Below are 19,847 nucleotides of genomic sequence, written 5' to 3'. Positions count from 1 at the left end.
AGGATGTGAAGTGACGGGCAGGGACGCAGCTCTGGCAGACCGCGGCGAGCGGTTGTTCAAGTACCTGGCGCGGGTACAGGACATCGGTGTGCAGCGGATTCCGGATGTCGCTGATCTCGGTACGGTGATCTGGCTTTCGGATCTTCCGATCCATCCGGTGGTGCGGTACGAGCCGGATGCTCTGGGTTTGCCTTTTCTCGTGGTGCGCAAGGTGCGGCTCGAGCCAGTCGTCGAGTTGAACGACCAGGAGGTGCGTGCCTGGCTTTCGCCAGGGCGTCTCGACGACCCCGAGAACGAACCCGAGTTGCGCGAGACCAGGCCGGGGACCGAGGGGGTGTTGCAACTCTCCGACCATCCGGAGGTCGTCGAACGATTCGAGCTGTGGTTGGCGCAGTGGCGGCCCTGGGCGGCGAAGACCCGCCGGGATCTGCTGGCGCACCGGCTCTATCGCGATCTCTACGATGTCTACACGCAGTTGAGCGTGGCGTCGGAGACGACCGAGGCGGTGCTCGGGCTCGGATGCCTGAGCTGGAAGCCGTCCGCGCGCCGGGTGCGCAGGCACGTGCTGACGATCCCGGTGAAGATCGAGTTCGACACCGACTCCGGCGATCTGTCGGTGACCATCGAGGCCGGCGGAACGGGGTTGACCGTCGAGCTGATGGATTTCCTGGAGAACAGCCAACTCAGTGCGCCCACACTGCTGAGCGACGCCGAGGATTTCGCACGCCGCGAGAGCGTCGACCCGTTCGATCGGCCTGCTGTGGGCGGTCTGGTGCGCCGGGTGATCAACTGCATCGATCCGGGCGCCGCCTACGTCGACGAGATGACCGTGGCGCCCGCCGGGGCCGAACCGACGGCGTCCTACGCGCCCGCGTTGATTCTGCGCCCCCGTGGCAAGCGCGGGCTGGTGCGCGTGCTCACGTCGATCGCGCAGCGCATTCGTGAACAGGGCGAAGTGCCCGAAGGCATCCGGAATCTGGTGGATCCGGACTACGAGCCGCAGCGGGACAAGCCCAGCGACGAGGGCGCGATTGTCCGCGACGGAACCGACAGCTTTCTCCCGATGCCGCTCAACGAGGTTCAGCTGCGCATTCTGGACCACGTCGACACGAGCGCCCACACGATCGTCCAAGGCCCGCCGGGCACGGGCAAGACCCACACCGCGGCGGCGTTGATCGCGCATCTGCTGGCGCAGGGCAAGCGAGTGCTGGTCACCGCGCATACCGATCGAGCGCTCGAAGAAGTGCGCGGCAAGCTGCCCGACGCGATCAAACCGCTGTCGGTGGCGGTGGTCGGCACCTCTCGGGATTCGTTCGCCGATCTTGAGGTCGCGGTCGAGCGGATCTCCGAAGCGGCCGCCGAGCACGACCCCACGCGATCGGCTCGGCAGATCAGCGCGGCGCAGCGGCGGATCACTGACCTTCGGCAGCAGCGCGCCGACATCATGCGGCGGCTGAAGCTCGCCAGGGAGAGCGAGGTCCGGCACTTCGACATCGCGGGGTATCAGGGCACGCTCACCGAGATCGTGTCGCGTCACCGCGCCGACCGCGAGCGGCTCGGCTGGATCGAAGGGCTGGCGACGCCGAGGGTCGATGAAGCGCTGCCGGTGACGGCGGAAGAATTCGCGCAGTGGCGGTCCCTGCTGCTCGACGACACTCTCCACGATCCGGAAGCCTCGGTACCCGGTGTGATCACCACCGCGGAGCTGCCGCCACCGGTGCAGGTCGAGCAGTGGCTCGCGCGCCGCGCGGCGGCGGCCGAACGGTACCGCGATTACCAGCAGGCCGAGCAGACCGCGTGGGCGCGGCGGATCAGCGAGCTCGCGCCGGCCGCCCGAGCCGAACTGCGCGAGCTCGTGCAAAGCCAGGATCGCGCGGGGGAGGATCTCGCCGAGCACCGCGAAACCTGGATCAGAACAGCGGTTTTCGACTTCCGCGCCGGGCAGTCGACGGAATGGCAGGCGCGGGCCGAGCGGATCAAGGAACTGCTCGTGCACGTCGAGACAGCCGTTGCCGCCATGGGCATCAGTGAAGTCACCGTGGACGGCGGTGATCTGGGGGCGTTGGTGTCGTTGGCGGAGGCGTTGCAGGCGCGGATCGCAAAGAAGGGTGAGATCAAAACCCAGGCCGACGGATCGCCGAAGATCGGTTTCGCCACCGCGAAGGAGATCAAGGACGCCAAACCGCTCTTCGATCGGGTCCGTGTCGACGGCCGTGTCCCGACGACCACCGATCAGCTGGAGAAGTTTCGGCACTACGAGCAGGCTGGGCGGCTGCTGAACCAGCTCGACGCGGTGTGGAGCGGCATCACCCAGCCGCTGCAGGGCGGCACCCCGAGTGGGCGGCTGGCCTGGCATCGCGAACGGCAAGCGCGTCTGCAGACGGTGATGAGTTTCGGAGCGGTTCTTCAGGACTCCGGTCGGAGGCTGCGCGAACACGGCCTGCAAGAGCCGGACTGGGCCGATGCGGAATCGGTGCACCGGATGGTGCGGGCTTTCGACGCGGTCACCTCCCGCGAGGAGTTGAGAGCCGCGCAGGAGCCGATCGACCACCTTCGCGATCGACTGGCGGCGCTGTGCAACGACCCGCGCGCCACCGTGAACGTGCAGGACCTGTACAGCGCGATCGAACAAGGGGAGGCACGCGCCTACCACCTCGCTCACAATCGGCTCGCCGAATTGCAGGTATTGCGCGAGAAGCTCCGGCGCCGCGATGGTTTGGCGGTGCGGGTAGCCGAGATCCCGCTGCTACGCACCGCGATCCACGAGACCGCGAGCGATTCCGAGTGGGAGGAGCGGTTGGCCGCTCTGCCCGCCGCATGGGGGTGGGCCGCCGTAGGGACGTGGCTCGACGAGCGGTCCGACGAGCAGGTCAACGAGCTGTTCGACGAGCTGGACTCGATCGAAGACGGTCTGCGTTCGGAAGCGACCACACTGGCGGTCACGCGGGCGTGGGATCGTGCTGTGGGTCCGGGGCGGCTCACCAATACCTCGCGCGCCGACCTGCGCCAGTACGTGCAGCTGGTGCGGAAACTGGGCAAAGGCAAGGGGATACACGCTGGTCGGCGTCAGGCCGACATCAAGCAGACGTTGGCGCGGTGCCGGTCGGCGGTGCCGGTGTGGATCATGCCGATCTACCGGGTGGTCGAACAGCTCGATATCGAGCAGGACATGTTCGATGTGGTGGTCGTCGACGAGGCCTCCCAGGCCGGGCTCGAGTCGGTGTTCCTGCAGTACCTCGCGCCGCGCATCGTGGTGATCGGCGACGACAAACAGGTCTCGCCTTCCGGTGTCGGCGTGGACCAGAACGAGCTCGCGGGTCTTGCCACTCAATACCTGTTCGACGACAAGTTCCGGGCCTCCTGGCAGGAACCCAAACGCAGCCTCTTCGACGAGGCTACGATGCGCTTCCCCGCTCGGCTGACATTGGTCGAACATCGGCGCTGCGTGCCCGAGATCATCGGTTTCTCCAACAGAATCGCCTACGAGCCGCAGAACGTGCGGCTCATTCCGGTGCGGTTGTTCGGAGCCGACCGATTGCCGCCGATCCGGACCGTGCACGTCGCCGACGGTGTCAGCAAACCCAACAACACGAACGAGAACGAAGCCAATCGGATCGTCGAGCAGATCGCCCGGTGCATGGACGATCCCGATTACGAGGGCAAGACCTTCGGCGTCATCTCGCTGCTCGGCGCGGCACAGGCGAAAGTGATCTGGGACAAGCTGCTGCTGCGATTCCAGCCGGAGGAGCTTGCGCGCCGCCAGCTGCGTTGCGGTGACGCCGCCGACTTCCAGGGCGCCGAACGGGATGTGATCTTCCTGTCGATGGTCAAGGCGCGCGGGCCGGAAACCCGGCTCGTCGCACAGACCCGTGACGAGATCGTGCAGCGTTACAACGTCGCGGTTTCGCGTGCGCGAGACCAGCTCTGGGTGTTCCACTCGGTCACGCTCGAGGAGCTGACCAACCCGTCCGACATGCGTTATCGGCTGCTGGATTACTGCCTCGACGCGCAGCAGCAGACCGTCGGCCACGAGTCCGAGCGGGCGGGATCGGTGCCCGAAGATCGAGTCGTCGCACCATTCGAGTCGCTGTTCGAACAGCAGGTGTTCAACCGAATCGTGGACCGCGGCTACCAGGTCGCCGCCCACTACGACGCGACCGGTTACGACATCGACATGGTGGTCACGGGCGCGCAGGCGCGCGTGGCCATTCAATGCGACGGCGACCGCTGGGATGGGCCCGAAGCGTTCGAAGCCGATCTGGCGCGGCAGCGGGATCTGCAGCGGTGTGGGTGGCCGTTCGTCCGTATCCGGCAGTCGCAGTTCCTCCGCGATCCCGCTGAGGCGCTGACGCCTCTGTGGAAGATGTTCGAGGAACTGGGGTTACAGCCGATCGCCGAGGAGACGGCTGCCGAACACGATGGTGTCCGGCCGAATGCGCAGCCTTCGCCCGTCCACGCGGCATCGGGTAGTGGTTTCGGCGCCGACCAGGTGCGCGGCGGTGTGGTTGCGCGGGACGATCCGTCCGCGGCCGATGAGCTGTCGTCCGAGCTTATCGAGATCGATACCCCACCGGCGCAGGATGTTTCGGTGCGGACGCATCCTGAGCCGCCTTCGGTCGATGTCCCCCTCCAGGCGCCGGCGTCCGAGCCGGACGGTGACGCACCCGATGAGCGAGCGGCGCGGACGGTCAGGCCGTATCGGATGTTCACCGAGCCGCTGCCGGAGCCGGACGTCGTGCCGGCGCGCACTGTGGCGAAGCACCTGAGGCGCATTGTCACGACGGAAGGTCCGGTGTCCGGTGCGCGCGTGCTGGCGGCATATCTGCGGGCCAGCGGGCCGTCGGACTTCGAGGACCTGCCCGAGGTCGTCGATCGCCTGCTGACCGAGGCGGTGCGGCGCGGTGAACTGATCGTCGACGATCCGCTGGAGTTGGGTGATCCGTCGTCGCTGACCTACCGGATTCCGGGGCAGCCACTGTCGGACTGGCGCACCCTCGGTCCGCGCACCGTCGAAGAGGTGCCCGTGCGGGAACTCGCCGAGATCATGGCCTTCTACGCCGCACAGGTCGGGTGGGAGGACCGGAAGCGGTTGATGCGCAGTGTGCTCGGTGCGATCGGTCAGGCCGACCTCACCGACCACGCGATCGCGGCGCTGGCGTTGGTGCTGCCGTTGGCCAGGACGCTGGCCGGCGACATCGTCACGGCTCGGTCATAGCAGCCCGGCCGGTGCCACGCCGCGCACGAAGGCCGCGACGCCGATGAGCCGATGGCGTGGCACCCGGACCGGGCCCAAATCGCGAACCAAACGGTGGAATTCGTCGATCGGGTCGACGCTGTGCGCCGCCCATGCTGTGAGCGCCGCCAAGGCCGTTCGGCGCTGCTCGGGAGTGCCGCCCGCCGCGCTGGACAGCAGGATCAGTTCGTCGGATCCTTCTTCGATCGGGCGGTAGTCCAGGCGGTCGCTCTCGGCCGCCGCCACGACGGCGGCGAACATCTCCTCCGGGTCGGTGAGGCCGATGAGATCACCGAGTTCGTCGGCGGTGGCGACACCGCCCTGCGCGGTGAGTTCGGTGACTAGTTCGGTCATCACGTCGGATGTCGGTTCTTTCTGCTCGGGCCGGTTGATCGGCGTTCTCGGTTCGATGGGCCGTTCGGTCCGTGCGACCTGGTCGGCGACTGTCGGTCGACCGGGCGTCGCCCGATCAGGCGTTCGTTCCGCCCGGCCCACCTGCTCGGCCTCGGCCGCGGGCTGTCCCGGCTCGGCGAGCCACCGGGTCAGCAATGCCGGCAGCTCTGCGGCGTCGGTGGTGACCACTTCCTCGGAGATCTGCCCGAGCGTGGTGAGGGCGGTTTCGCCGACACCCGAATCTTCCGAGGTTCCCTCCACATAGGTCACCACGACCACCGGGGGCCGATCCGCTTCGGGCCGGACAATGCGGCCCAGCCGCTGCACCAGCTGTCGCTCGGTCAGCTCGGTGGCCAGGATCATCGCCATGCCGGCATGTGGAACGGTGAGCGCCGCGTCGACGTTGCGGTGCTCGACCACCGCGTGCAAGGTCCGCTCGCGCAGCCGCCGCGCGATCTCTTCGCGGCGCGCCGTGCTGAGCTCCTCGCCAGTGCGCGCCACCTCGAGGCCCGCCAAGCTCAGCAGTTGCACGATCCGGCTGGCGCAGGTCGCTCGATCGGTGAAAAAGATCGACTGCGTGCGGGCTAGAGCGGCAACCGGAAGTTGCCGTAGCAGCGACTGTTTGGCTGCGCACTCGGTGAGAACCTCGGTGCGTTTGCCAGCCGCATCGAGATAACGCTTCGCGAACACGGCGCCAGGGCCCCGCTCGCCGACCTCCGAACGTGCGAAGGACTCGGCCCCGGCTGGGGTGTCGGGCGCGGAATACTTGGCGATCAGGGTGTCGAGCGCCTGTTGCGCGCGGTCTTCGGCGAGACGCAGGGCATGGGCCTCCTGTTCGGTCAGCCGGACCGGGACGCGGACGAGCCGCACGCGCGGCAGCAGACTCTCCTCGACCGCGTGCGGGTAGTCGCAGCCAGGGATGACGGTCGAGAAGTAGGGGACCAGTTGCTCGGTGACCAGATTGTCGGAACGAGCCAGGGCCGCGGTGAGCCCCAGCCGCCAGGCGAAGCCGGGGAGCAGGGCCTTGGCATAGAGGCCCGCGCTGTAGCCGTGCACATCGTCGATGATTAGGACGGTCGGGTTGGTGGGAGCGCGGTTGTCCAGCAAGCGGATCTGTATCGCGGCGTAAGCGGTGTAGACCGTGACGTCGCCGTCCGAGGGAAGCGAGTGGGCCGCCGCACTGCCCAAGCCGCCGATCCGGCTCGACGGCAGAACGGCGCGCAAGGCCTCGATCCATTGTTGTTGTTGGTCGGGGCCCGGTACGACCACGATCACCTGTCGTCCGGCGGCGACGGCTTCGGCTGCCGCGGCGGCGCCGAGGACGGTTTTGCCCGCGCCGTCCACCGCTTCGACGATGCCTCGATGATCGTTGTCGCACCAAGCTGTCAGTGCCCGCTGTTGCCAAGCGCGCAATGCGGGACCGGCGCCCTGGGAGCCGAAGGTGGCGTTGCCTGCTGGAGCAGTCGCGCGACTCGCGGTCGAGGGCATGCTCTTCGTCAGCGCGTCTTCGCGGACCGACCACAGAGGCGGTGTGTCGTCGGTCTTCTCGAAGACATCCGGTCGACCGTGCAAAAGGCTGTTGACTTGGGTTTTCGTCACCCCAGGCTGGTCGATGGCCGCCGTGAGCTCTCTTGCGGATTGGCCCGGCTCGGCGAGCAGCAGCTCGCCCATCTGCCGTATCAACGATTCGCGCACCCGGTCACCTTCCCCGCCACCGCGACAACTCCGGTTTCCGGCTGAGCCTACTGGGTGCGTCCGGACAACCGATGTCCAGTTTCGTGGATGACCGTTACAACCGTGCGGTAGCGTTTTCGCGCCTCCGGACGACACGGAAGGGGAGCATCCGCGGACGGGTCCGGTGCCGGGCGAACTCCTTGATGCGAAGATAAGCAGGCGTTTCGAGCAATCGCGACCGGCTCGGCGCGGTGAGGTGTAAGTGAGGGGGTCCGCGGCGATGACAGAGTCGTTCATGTTGCAGCGGGCGCGAGACGAGGAATTCGTCCGCGCCGAACAACTGCGGCGGGTTTCGCTGTTCGTGGAACTCAATCTCGATTCCGACGACATCGAGCGCGCGCGGGAACTGTTCGAGTGGTTGATTCACAACCGCCGTCGCGCCCAAGGCGCGGAGTGGATCGTCGCCAAGTTTCCCGCGCTGACGTTGACGACCCTGATCGGTCACGCCGGCGTCGCATACGACCGCAACCGGTACTGGGACAGTTTTTGGGAAGAACTCGACCTGCCGCGGGACCTGGACTTCGAGAATCTGTTGCGCGGCAAGTTCGGTGATCTGCTGCGCAAATTCGGGCTACGCAGGTTCGAGGAGCTCGGCAACCAGTATGTGCAGGTGATGGCGGTGCACGCGGGTATGCCGGTGCACTGTCTGGGCGATCTGGTCGACGTGATCGAACAGCACATAGCGCACGGGCGGCCACCGCGCGGCGCGGCGGTGTTCGAATGGCTGACCGAACCCGGAATGGGCTACCGGTTGAATCAACTCGACGTGCCGGTGCGAAACTTCCTGCGCTTGGGCGGGGAAGTCGCTGTCGACATCGTCGACCGGATCATCGAATTCGCCGAGTACTTCCGCGAGCATCCCGAAGCGGCCAACGATCTCGATCTCGGCACCGCGACGACGGGTCTGCCGAATCTGTTGCTCGACGCGCTGATCGACAGATTGCAGGAGCGTCCGCTCACGGCTGAGCCAAGTCGGTCGAATACGGCGGCTCACATCCAGCAGCCGGCCGTCGCCTACTCGCGACTCGATGAGCAGATCGTCGTCGAGATCCCCTACCCGGCGATCGGGGCGGAGACGCCGTGGCTGGTGTCTTTCGACGGCGATGCCCGACGGGTGTACGCGGAACGGGCCTGGGGGGCGCTCGACGGTGAAGTGCAGCCGGTGACGCCGGTGGTGGTGCCGCGACCGGTGCGTCGGATCATGCTGAACCACTCGGCTTCCGGCATCGCGCATCGTCTCTCTCTGGTGGACACCGACGACCCGCTGCTGCTGTTCGACGACCGAGGAAAGCTATTGTCCCGGCACGCGGCGCTGCCGCGCGCCGGCGTGATCGCGGTGTGCCCGCACGACGCCGAACTGGTGAACGCCTACGACGGCGCACCGGTGCGGATGGCGCGGGAGTCCGTGCCTGTCGGCTGGCGGGACTGGCGGGCGCGGGAGTACGACCTCACTGCCGTCGACAACGTCCGATGGCGGCGAGGCGCCAAGTCCGGTCCGGTGCGGCAAGTACGGGCGCTGGGTGCGGCCGTCCTCGATTTGGCGGAGCCGGTGGAAGGGGTCACCACGCGCTCCGGTCTGTCCGTCTACGCCGAACGTCCGAGTGTCGTCCTGCCCGCCAGTGCCGAGCCCACCGTGTGGCGGGTGCGGACCCGGCGCAGCGGCACCGTGGATTGGCTGACCGACGATGAATGGGAATCGGGGTCGGAGCCCGCTGAACTCGATCCGTTCGACGGCGCCGAACCTGGTCTGCTCGGCCGGTTCGATGTGGTGATCAGCGGTCCGCTGGGTTCGGATCTGCGGCATTCGCTGTTCTTGGCCGAGGGGCTTACGGTCCGCTGCGACAGCGAATTCCGGGTGCCGAGCGACGGGGGACTCGCGCCCTGTGTGCTCGAGTTGGCCGCGGTCGATCCGTTGACCGTCGACCGTTCCCGCGTCGAATTCAACAGCGCTACCAGCGAAATGGAGATTCGGCTCGCCTCGGCAGGGCGGACCGAACGGCTGCTGCTTCGCCCCGCGCACATCGAGATTCGGGTGGACGGGATCGGAGCCACCCCACAGTGGCGCAGCTCTCCGGCGCTGCTGACCACCGACCAAGTCGCCGAGTTCGCGACGGTCTCCGTGCGGGTGCCAGGAGACGTGCGGGTGGATGTCGCGCTCACCAACCGGTCGGGGACCGTGGTACAGATCGAGACGCCGGAAGTGCACCGGGGGAACGTGTTTCGGGTGCCGACTCGTGCCTTCCTCGACACCGTGCGGAAGGTCGGCGTCGCGACGATGCTGGCCCGCATCGATACCGCCGATGATGCGACACACGAGGTGGCGGTCGCCCGGATTCGGCCACCGCTGCTGTGCGCGGGTGCGCGAGTCGAGGGCGATCACCTGGTATTCGACGGTGCCAACGGGACCGATCTCGCGGCGTTGGTGTGGGCGGACACCGCACCGTGGCGAGCGCCGCAGCATCTGGCGATCGAGAACGGCCGGGCGCAGCTGCCCTATGAGTTGATCGCGGCGGGGCCGTTGACCGTGCAGGTCTTCGTCGACGACCCGTGGTCGGTGACTGCCGCGCCCGAGCGACCAGGGGACGACGCCCTGCACGTCGACCAGCCCGGCTGGGTAGCAGACGAGCACGATCGTCGTACGGAACTGTCGAGGTTTCTCGCCGGGCATGGCCCGGCCCCCGCCGGGAGCGCGGCACTGCCCGAGATCTGGGCGGTGCTCGCCGACAAGCCCGCCGCCGAGCCGATCCGGACGGCACTGCACCGGGCACTGGCCGACGACGCGCGATCGGCACTGGAAACCTTGGCGGACAGCATGATTCCGCAACATGCGCACCCCGCGTTGCTGATCTCGACTGGGCTGATGGAGCGGGACTTCTCGTCTGTCTTTCGCGACACGGTCCCGACCAACCCGTGGATCGGGTGCCTGGTGGATCTCGCGGACCTGGCCGTTGTGGCGCGGACCCCGGAGTCGCCCGCCTATCAGGAACTCGCGGGTCGACTGTCCGGCCTCGGCGGCCAACGGCTGCGAGAGCTGTTGTCCGGCAAGGCCGGAGATCTGCGCGAGGGCATCTTCGACGCATCGGCTGTGCAACTGCACGCCATGACCTCGGAGCGGGTGCGGATGCTGCGTTCGGCATGCGAGATCGTGCCCGGCGCCCTGTTGGACACCGATACGCGTACCTCGGCGATGTTCGAGGCATTCGCCCAGCGCCACACCTGGCAGCGCGATCCGGCGCGGCACGAATTGACCACCGGCTCCGCCGCTTTGCTGAGAACGCTTCGGCGCGCGTCGCGGTTGGTCTACGACCAGGTCGCTGCCCGCAACGAGCAGCTGTCCGGTGTCGACACCACCGCGCTGCCGTGGATGCTGATGTCCATGCAGTCGCTGCTCCTCGCGGCGGTCGCACGGCTGACCGCGCGCGGCCGGATCCCCAGCTCGCCGATTTCGGACGCCACCCGAGTGGCTTGGGCAAGGCTCGCGGAATTGTGTCCCGGCATGGTCGCCGCGGACGTTCTCGTCGCCGATGCCCTCGCCTGCCACGACTTGCACCCTGATCTGATCGGAGAACCGCTGTGACAGACCGGCTGGATCCGTTGGCGGCAAGTGCTGCCATCGAGGAGAGCTACAAGCGGTACCTGAAAACCCTGCTGGCGCCCCGCGATCCGGGATTGGCCGTGGCTTTCGACCGCGAGGTGGACGGCACCACGCTGCTCACCAAGGGGCCGCTGCTGGAACTGACGCCGCCGTACGCGCCGGGAGCCTCGCTGCGCGAATTGATCCGGGAAGGAGTGCTGCACCCGGACTTCGTCGAATTCGGCACGACCATGCAACTGGACCGCCCGCTGTACCGGCACCAGGAAACCGCGCTCCGCAAGATCGTGGCGGGCCGCAACCTCGTGGTCAGCACGGGCACCGGATCCGGCAAGACCGAGAGCTTCCTACTGCCGATCCTCAACGAGCTGATCGCGGAGAAGGCCGCGGGCACCCTGGGGCCAGGGGTGCGTGCGCTGCTGCTGTATCCGATGAACGCGCTGGCCAACGACCAGCTGAAGCGATTGCGCGAACTGCTCGCCGACACGCCCGACATCACCTTCGGCCGGTACACCGGTGAGACCCGGCAGCGCCGTGCGGATGCCGATTCCTCGTTCCGCGGCATGCATCCCGGGGTCGAGCGGCTGCCGAACGAGCTGCTCAGCCGGGAGGAAATGTGGGCGGCCCCGCCGCATATCCTGCTCACCAACTACGCGATGCTCGAGTACCTGCTGCTGCGCCCGCGTGACTTGGAACTGTTCGACGGGGCGCATGCGGACACCTGGCGCTTCGTCGTGCTGGACGAGGCGCACGTCTACGACGGCGCGCAGGGGTGCGAGGTGGCGCTACTGCTGCGGAGGCTGCGTGACCGCGTCGCCGGTGACCGGCCGCTGCGGTGTATCGCCACATCCGCGTCGCTGTCCGGCAGCACCGAGGACCGGCAGGGCGTGGAAGCGACTGCCTTCGCCCACAAACTCTTCGATGCCGAGTTCGAGTTCGTCGCCGACGACCCGGACCGCCAGGACTTGGTGACCGCGACCCGCATGCGCAGGCGTGCCGAGCCGACGTGGACCGTCGCCGACGGCGACCTCTTGCGGCTCGCGCAGCCGGATGCCGATCTCAGCGACATCGGAGAGCACGTCTCATCCGGTGACGTCGCCGACGCGCTGCACGCCGAAAGGCGCATCGCGGACCTCAAGGCCTACGCGCACGCGGGCCCGGTCGCGGTCGACACGCTGGCCGAAAAACTTTGGCCCGGTGACGAACTGGGGGCGCGCAAGCTCGAGGCGCTTGTCGCGCTCGGCTCCAAGGTCTTCGACTCCGGCGGGAACCCGGTGCTGTCGGCCCGATACCACCTGTTCATCCGCGCGACCGAAGGCGCCTTCGTCAGCTTCGGTGAGAGTGGGCCGCGGGTGTTTCTCAGCAGGCACGAAGTCGATCCCGATACCGGACGCGCGGTGTTCGAGTTCGGTACCTGCCAGCGCTGCGGAGCCGTCCATCTGGCGGGCGAACCCGCTGTCGAGGGCGGTCGGCAGTTCTTTCGGCCCGCCAAGCGCGACGCCGCGGTGAAATGGTTGGTGCTGACCGGTGCTCAGCAGGGCGAAATCATCGACGAGGACGAGACCACGCTGGGCGAGGACGGAGAGAAGTCGTCCGGCACCGGAATACAGACTCTCTGCACGGGATGCGGAGTGCTCAGTGGCGCCTCCTGCGCCGAGCGGTGCCCGGGCGGACTCGCGCTACAGGTGCGCGAACATCGGTCCCCGCAGCGAGTGATGAGCACCTGCACCGAATGCGGCGCCCGGTCACGGCAAGTCGTGCGCAGGTTGCGAACCGACGCCAACGCCGCACCCGCCGTGATCACCACCGCGCTGTATCAGCATTTGCCTGCTGCCGACGACGAGGCGGCCGAGCTGGTGGGCGGCGGCCGCAAGTTGTTGATGTTCTCCGACTCGCGACAGGCCGCCGCCTTCGCTGCCCCTTACCTGGCCACCACGTATGGCAGTGTGCTCACCCGCCGCTACCTCACCGAGGCCCTGCACGCTCCCCGGAATGCCGGTGAACTGCTGTCCATAGAGGACCTCGCGGCCGATGTGAAGTCAGTCGCCGAACGCGCCGGGCACTTCGACGAAGACGCGACCCGTTCGAGCAAGCTGCGCGAGGTGAACCCGTGGCTGATGGCCGAATTGATGTCGATGGACCAGCGGCAGTCCCTCGAAGGCCTGGGACTGCTGGGAGTCTCCTTGCTGCGCTCTCGCAAGATTCCTATTCCGACCGGCCTCACCCGGCTGGGCCTCACCGACGACGAATTCTGGGGACTGCTGGCCGAACTGGTGAAAACCGTGCGGCTGCAGGGCGCGATGACGCTGCTGCCCGATGTCGACATCACCCATCCGCTGTTCGAACCCCGCAATGCGCGTATCCGAATCCGCTCGGCCGATTCCGACCGTCGCAAGCGCATCATCAGCTGGCGACCCGGTGGTAAACCCGGCACCAGCAACAATCGGATTCTGCTCGTGCGCAAGGTGCTTGCCGCGCTCGGCTCGCCCGCGCCCGCGGACAGGGTGCTCGATGCCTGCTGGGACTTCCTGGAGAAGGGCGGCTATTTCGAACTGGAACAGGACAAGGGCGCCGGGGTCGTCTATCAGCTGTCACAGGAGAAGCTGCGGCTGCGCCCCGGCTCGGACTGCGTGTGGTTCCAGTGCACGGTGTGCCGCCGACTGACCGTGCACAACATCCGCGACCTGTGCCCGCAGGGCGCGTGTGAGGGCGTCTTGTCGTCTTACGAGGTCCCGTCGGTGGATGAGGACACCAACCACTACCGCACGCTCTACCGCACGCTGGAGATGGTGCCGCTCACGGCGCAGGAGCACACCGCCCAGTGGGAAGCCACCGAGGCGGCCGCCGTGCAACGCGAATTCATCGCGGGAGAGGTCAACGTCCTGTCTTGTTCGACCACCTTCGAGCTGGGTGTCGATGTCGGCGAACTCCAGGCGGTGATGCTGCGGAATATGCCGCCCAAGACCGCCAACTATGTCCAGCGGGCCGGACGCGCCGGTCGCCGGGCGGCATCGGCGGCTCTGGTGGTGACCTACGCCAAGAGAAGCTCGCACGACCTGTCGAAATTCCAGCACCCGGAGTCCATGATCGCCGGAGTAATGCGGATCCCGGTGATTCCGATCGACAACCCGCGAATCGGACGAAGGCACGCGCATTCGATCGCGCTGGCCGCTTACTTCCGGCACCGCTACGACGTCGACGGCCTCGAGTGGCGGCACGCCGGACGGTTCTTCGAGCCGGAGACGAGTGGCGAATCGGCGGCGGCGGCGGTCCGCAGGTTCCTCAGCCCGGTGCCACCGCGGGTGCGGAAATCGCTGAACGCGGTCTTGCCGCCGAGCGCCGCCGCCGAAGTCGGTCTCGACGACGACAGCTGGGTGGAAACGCTGTGCATGCTGCTGGGATTGGCCGAGCAGGACATCACCAACGACATCACCCTGTTCAAAGGGTTGATCGACGAGGCCGTCGACGCGGGCAAACTGGGTCTCGGGGCCAAGCTCCAGAAGACCTTGCGCACGATCGAAGAGCGGCAGTTGCTCGGCTATCTGGCCAACAAGAACGTGCTGCCGAAATACGGGTTCCCCGTCGACACGGTCGAACTGCGCACAGCGCACTGCGAGAGCGACGTCGGGGCGAAACTGGAACTGGCTCGTGACCTCGGTCAGGCGATCTACGACTATGCGCCCGGCAACCAAGTCGTCGCAGGCGGCAAGATGTGGACCTCTCGTGGCCTGCACAAACTGCCCAAACGTGAACTGGTGGAACTGAAGTACCGGGTCTGCCGAGAATGCAAGCATCTGGAAGCCGGTCACGATCTGGACGTGAGCGCGCTGTGCCCCAACTGCGATCAGGAGTTCGGCAGCGTACGGCGATGCGTCTTTCCTGAGTTCGGTTTCGTAGCAGACCGTCGCCCGGAGGACGTGCGCTCGGAAATGCCGCAACGAAACTGGTTCGGCGCCACCTACGTGCAGTCCATCGGAGAGAGCGCGGAAGTGTTCCCTTGGCGGTCCGCCGGTGGAGTCGAGGTGCGCGCGCGTGCCGGGACGCGCGCCAGGATGATGGTCATCGGGGAAGGCTCGGGCGGTGGCTTCCTGCTGTGCCCGTGGTGTGGCTGGGCCGATCCGGACGTCAACACGAAAATTGTGCCCAAGCACAACCATCCCACCACCGACATCCCTTGTCAGGGGCGGCCGGAGGTCGTGTCACTGGCCCACCACTACGAAACCGACGTCGCCGAATTCACCTTCTCGGACTTCGGTTACGACAAGCAATCCGAATCGAAGTGGCTGTCGGTGCTCTACGCACTCCTCGAAGGTGCGTCGGAGGCGTTGGAGATCAGCCGTGAGGACATCGACGGCACGCTCTCGTGGAGTACAGACGGTGCTCGCAGCATCGCGCTGTTCGACACCGTGCCCGCTGGGGCGGGGGCAGCCAAGCAGATCGCGCGTGAGCTGGAACTGGTACTGAAACACGCGGCAGATCGGGTGAAGCGCTGCGATTGCGGCGTCGAGACTTCCTGCTACGGATGTCTGCGTACCTATCGCAACGAACGGTTTCACGATCAGCTGACGCGCGGCGGCGCGTTGGAGGTCTTCGAGCAACTCGAGCTCGTCGGGGCCAACAAACCGGTCGAGCCGGCCTGGGAGCCGACAGCGGTGAACGTTTCGGACTCGGTGCGCGATCTCCTGGCCGACCTGGCCGGGCGCGGGGTGCCCGAGCCCGAGGTGGACATCGAGATCGGCAAGTACTACTGGCCGGTGGACATCGCTTGGCCACAGGCGAAAGTCGTTGTTGTACAGGGCGAGGATCGCGACCGCGACACAGGTCTGACCGCCGACGGGTTCCAGGTGGTGCCGCTGGAACTCGCCGACGCCGGGGAACTGAGCGCACTGCTGTCGGCACGCTGACCGGGCAGTGCGCGCGTAGGAGAATTCAGCGCAACAGCTCCGACCGAGTCCCGCACCAAGTGACAACCAGCTCATCGCGGGCTCGGCTGGCCGCCACATACAACAGGGACCGTTCCCGCTGGCGGGCTTCGGCCTGCTCCTCCTCCGGAACCTGTCGCAGCGCCATCTTCGCGGGAACGTGCTCGGCGTCGACGCCGGCGAGCACGACGCAGCGGAACTCCATGCCCTTGGCGCGGTGCATGGTCAGCACCTGAACGTTGTCCCCTGCGGCGGGTTCCTTGTCCAGCACGGCCGCCGGGATGCCCCGCTTGCGCAACTCCGCCACGAACAGTTCACGGTCGTTCCCGCCTCGCGTGAGAATCGCGATACTGCCGGGACTTACCCCGTCAGTGTCCAACCACTGCTTGATCACGTCGCCGATTACTCGGAATTGCTCTGCGCCCGAGGCGCATTCGATCAATCGCGGAGCGGGGCCGAGCCGGGCGGAGGTGTAGCTGTCGGTGGACTCCCCACCTTCCTCCAGGTCCCGGTAGTCCGCGCCTTCGAGAATGCTGACGGCGAAATGCAGGTTCTGCGCGGTGGTCCGATAGTTCAGGGTCAGCCTGCTGGAGCGGCCACGGATGTTGATGCCGAGCCGGTTCAGCACGACCGCCTGACCGTAGATCCGCTGGTGGGAGTCCTCGGCGATGAACAAGTCGTCGCGTCCTACGGGAACAAGGACGCGCAACAGCCGCCAGTGGGTGGCATGCAGATCCTGGGCTTCATCGACGATCACATGATCGGCGAGGTATCCGCCGTCGGCTTCCGCTCGCAGCCGCAAATGCGCAGCCGCGATCGCCAATACCTCCGGGTAACTCAGGCACCCGTTGGTGCGGTTGCGCTTCCGATACTGCTCGACGACGCGCCACACGGCGACTCGCTGAGCCCGCGTCAAGCGCACGCCACGCCCGGCACGAGGCGCCTTCGCGTACTGCTCCACCGTGGTGACCTCGTTGCCGAGGATCACACTGACATACTCCGGTGCCAGGAACGCGGTTTGCCTCAGGCGTGCGTCCAAGTCGACGTCGGCTGCCCGCACCGCATCCGACCAGCCGCGGTCGTCACCGGTTCGACGTCTGCGCCTACCGCCCGCGTCCGAGCCGAGCACGATCTCGGCTGCGGCGCCGTAGGCCTGGTCGTCGGCCTGTGTCAGGACAGCCTGGGCGAGCTTGTCCAAGCCACCCACGTAGACGCCGGGCTCACCGGGCCGCGACGCGATAGGAATCGTCGGATCCAGCGTTCGCAGATCCGCCTCCATGGTCAATGCGAGGGTTTTGTTGAAGGTGGTCAGCACGATTCGCGCGTTCGGATTCTGTGCGACCAAGTGCCTCGCACGATGCAAGGCGACCACCGTCTTGCCGGTGCCCGCGCCTCCAGAGAGCCGGAAGGCGCCGCGCTGACTCTTCTCCACATAGCGGCGCTGGTTCGGGTGCAAAAACGTTCGCCATGCCTTGAAATCGCCCTCTTCGATGACCCGCCGGAGCTCGTCGTTGTCGTCGATGAGCGTGAACTGCATCTTCGTCGCCGGGTGCTCGAGCGCGGCAAGGATCTGCTCGCTCTCATCGAGATCCTCGTCGACAGGCTTCTCGGTGAAGCCGAGGACGTCGCGAATGTCCTCGATACCGCGTCCCACGGACAGTTCGAGCAGCGCGTTCTGCTGCCAAATCACCTCGGTGGACTGCGCGACAGCGAGGATTGCCTCTTGGTCGGGCGCGGCAAGAGCACGCTCGGCGAGCTCGGGGTCGAGGCCGAGCCGATCCGTGAGATCAGAAAGGGAGAAGCCTACGTGGGTGAGGTAGCCGACCGGCGCGCGCGTAGCGAGTTCGGCCAACTGACCGGTCGGATCCGGGACCACCGAGCGCTTCTTGCGATCCGCGTGACCGTCGAGCTCGCCGACGATCCCTTCCAACACGCCGTTCACCGGGTTGACCCGCAGCGTCGACTTCTCGGCCAGCTTGTTGGCGACATCGTGCTTCCAGGTGCCGAGATAGATGTAGGTGGTGTCGGTCGCTTTGCCGTCGATGCGAAACATGATCGCGCGGTAGTTCAGATCGACTCGTCCGGTGCGCACCCGAGAATCCACCGCGCCTTTGATCGGTTCGATGTGCAGTCCCGGTGTGGTGTCGTCGGCCCGGACCTTCTCGAAGAAGTCGTACACCTTGTTCTTGATCGACCCGTCGAGCTTGGGCATCGACTTGTTGTTCGTTGCCCACACGACCACTGCCATTCGTGTACTCCTCGATCCTGCTACTTAATTCGGCCGGTCCGTTCGACGTGAACTCGGCACTACCGTTTGAACATCCTATTTGGCGGAAACGCGATGGTTGCCGGAGTTGCGCGGGAGGCCTCGGCCTTGCGCAGGAAGATCAGTACGAGCAAGACGACCCGATCGCCGACCGGTAACCGAGCGACCACGGCGCATGATTCTCGCGCTGGGCGCAGCTGTCGCGAGTGATCGAGCGCTGCGCTACTCCGTCTTCCTCGAACGAACTCAGTGCTGGTACTGCGGGCAGTACGCCGTGATCGCGGCGTCTAGGAAGATATACGGGTAATCCAGTGTGTCGCCTGTACTCTCGGCGAGCATGATCCGGTTGTGCGCCGAGTTACCGTAGGTGTCGAGCCACCGGCATTCCGATTGAGCGAGCTCAATCGCGGCGTCCTGGACCCCGCAGCTCTCTTCGTCGAAATACGACTTGCGCAGGAAGACCTGGTCCGCGTAGCTGCGCGGGCCGCATCCGCTGCTGGAGCCGCTCGCCGAACCAGTGTCGGGTGCGGCCATTGCACCGGGTGCCGCGGTGGTGAGGGCGACGGCGGTCGCGGCGAGGGCGAGCAGAGTCGAGACGGTACGCATATTTCGTAAACCTCGTAGTGCGATTGGGGTGGATCAGCGGTTACCGGAAATGAGGTAGTGGATCAGCCAGATTGGCAGCCACATGCCGCAGGTGATGAGCGAGAGAACCAGGTGCAGACTGTGCGGGAAGGCCGCACGCACCACGATTGGGCTGCCTGGTGCGCTGTGCTGCCACACATTCACCTGCGGAGCCGGAGCCGGCGGCAAAGGATAAGGCACTCCTCGTCGTGAGCGTTCGGTTTCGACGAATCGTCGTTCGTATGCGGCAACCATATAGACATCTGAAAACTATGTCAAACGTCATGTCGGCTAGAGCTTTTGCTTACGCGGCGAAGTGTGATGCAGCGACCCGCGCGACGGTCGCGCGGTTGGTTGTCGATCACCCTGAGCGCTACGCCCCCGAGTGGGCGGCGATCAAGGCCGTGCCGATAATCCGCGAGCAGAAGCGCAAGATCACCGAGCTGGAGCAGGCGATCGAAATCCTTTTGGCGGCAACGAGTTTCTTCGCGCGGGCGAGCGACCCGCGACAGGAGTATTCTGCGCGTTCGTCGTCGACGCCTACGCGGGCCGGATCGTGGGCTGGGAATGCTCAATCAGCAAACAGACCGCGTTCGTGGAATCGGTGATCCGACAGGCCGCCGCGCTGCGGGCACGCGAGGGGCGGCCGTGGACCGGGCCCACAATCCATCATTCCGACGCGGGGTCGCAGGTCGAGTCGGTGAAATTCGGTGAGAAACTGATGCTTCCGGGTCTTCGCCCATCGATTGGTTGATCGAGAACGCCTTGGACAATGCCCTCGCCGAGACCACGATCGGACTCTACAAGACCGAGGCGGTGCGGGATGATTCGCCGTTTCGGCGCGGTTCTCTGCATCAGCTGGTGGATGTCGAGCTACTCGCCCATGAATGGTCAGCTGGTTCAACAACTCCCGGCTGATGCGCCGGCTCGGCCGCCGACCACCGATCGAATAAGAAGCCGACTACTATTCCACCTGCTCCGAACAAACGGGACTGCTGCACGGATAGGTGACAACCGAGATGGCTTGCCGAGAGGTGGGCCTGAGAGGATGTCGCTGTGCCCAAGCCCTACCCGCGTGAGTTC

General features: G+C 66.4%; 7 protein-coding genes and 1 pseudogene. 5 read left to right on the top strand and 3 right to left on the bottom strand.

The window, feature by feature from the left end; genetic code table 11:
- Nucleotides 1–10: 10 nt before the first annotated feature.
- Complete coding sequence (locus ABZV58_RS34380) at nucleotides 11–5,215, top strand: AAA domain-containing protein (protein ID WP_355004367.1); 5,205 nt, start codon at nucleotides 11–13, stop codon at nucleotides 5,213–5,215.
- On the opposite strand, the gene ABZV58_RS34375 is transcribed toward ABZV58_RS34380, so the two are convergent.
- Nucleotides 5,210–7,321, bottom strand: coding sequence for a DEAD/DEAH box helicase family protein (locus tag ABZV58_RS34375; RefSeq protein ID WP_355004366.1), 2,112 nt, complete (start codon nucleotides 7,319–7,321; stop codon nucleotides 5,210–5,212). The genes ABZV58_RS34380 and ABZV58_RS34375 overlap by 6 nt on opposite strands.
- Nucleotides 7,322–7,580: 259 nt before the next feature.
- Here ABZV58_RS34375 and ABZV58_RS34370 point away from each other — a divergent pair, with 259 nt between their 5' ends.
- Together ABZV58_RS34370 and ABZV58_RS34365 are read left to right on the top strand one after the other, a co-directional pair.
- Nucleotides 7,581–10,937: a hypothetical protein gene (locus ABZV58_RS34370; RefSeq protein ID WP_355004365.1), complete on the top strand. Its 3,357-nt coding sequence runs from the start codon at nucleotides 7,581–7,583 to the stop codon at nucleotides 10,935–10,937.
- A complete protein-coding gene (locus ABZV58_RS34365; RefSeq protein ID WP_355004364.1) occupies nucleotides 10,934–15,856 on the top strand; it encodes a DEAD/DEAH box helicase in 4,923 nt (1,640 codons plus the stop codon). Before ABZV58_RS34370 ends, ABZV58_RS34365 begins: the two co-directional genes overlap by 4 nt.
- Before the next feature lie 25 nt (nucleotides 15,857–15,881).
- Here ABZV58_RS34365 and ABZV58_RS34360 read toward each other — a convergent pair whose 3' ends face one another.
- Entirely contained in the window at nucleotides 15,882–18,122 is a 2,241-nt protein-coding gene (locus ABZV58_RS34360) for a 3'-5' exonuclease (RefSeq protein WP_355004363.1), read from the bottom strand.
- 264 nt (nucleotides 18,123–18,386) lie between these two features.
- Nucleotides 18,387–18,746, bottom strand: coding sequence for a DUF732 domain-containing protein (locus ABZV58_RS34355; RefSeq protein ID WP_355004362.1), 360 nt, complete (start codon nucleotides 18,744–18,746; stop codon nucleotides 18,387–18,389).
- Between the two features lie 368 nt (nucleotides 18,747–19,114).
- On the opposite strand from ABZV58_RS34355, the gene ABZV58_RS34350 reads away from it, so the two are divergent.
- Nucleotides 19,115–19,372 carry a hypothetical protein gene (locus ABZV58_RS34350; protein ID WP_355004378.1) on the top strand — a complete coding sequence of 86 codons (258 nt, stop codon included), beginning with the start codon at nucleotides 19,115–19,117 and terminating at the stop codon, nucleotides 19,370–19,372.
- Nucleotides 19,273–19,714, top strand: a pseudogene (locus tag ABZV58_RS34345) (DDE-type integrase/transposase/recombinase); the annotation flags it as partial. The gene ABZV58_RS34350 and the pseudogene ABZV58_RS34345, both read left to right, overlap by 100 nt.
- Nucleotides 19,715–19,847: the final 133 nt, after the last annotated feature.

Origin of the sequence: Nocardia sp. NPDC004654, assembly GCF_040609595.1 — a bacterium.
Taxonomy (GTDB): Bacteria; Actinomycetota; Actinomycetes; order Mycobacteriales; family Mycobacteriaceae; genus Nocardia.
The sequence above is the reverse complement of the archived record's forward strand: the minus strand, read 5'-3'. Positions and strand labels throughout refer to the sequence as shown.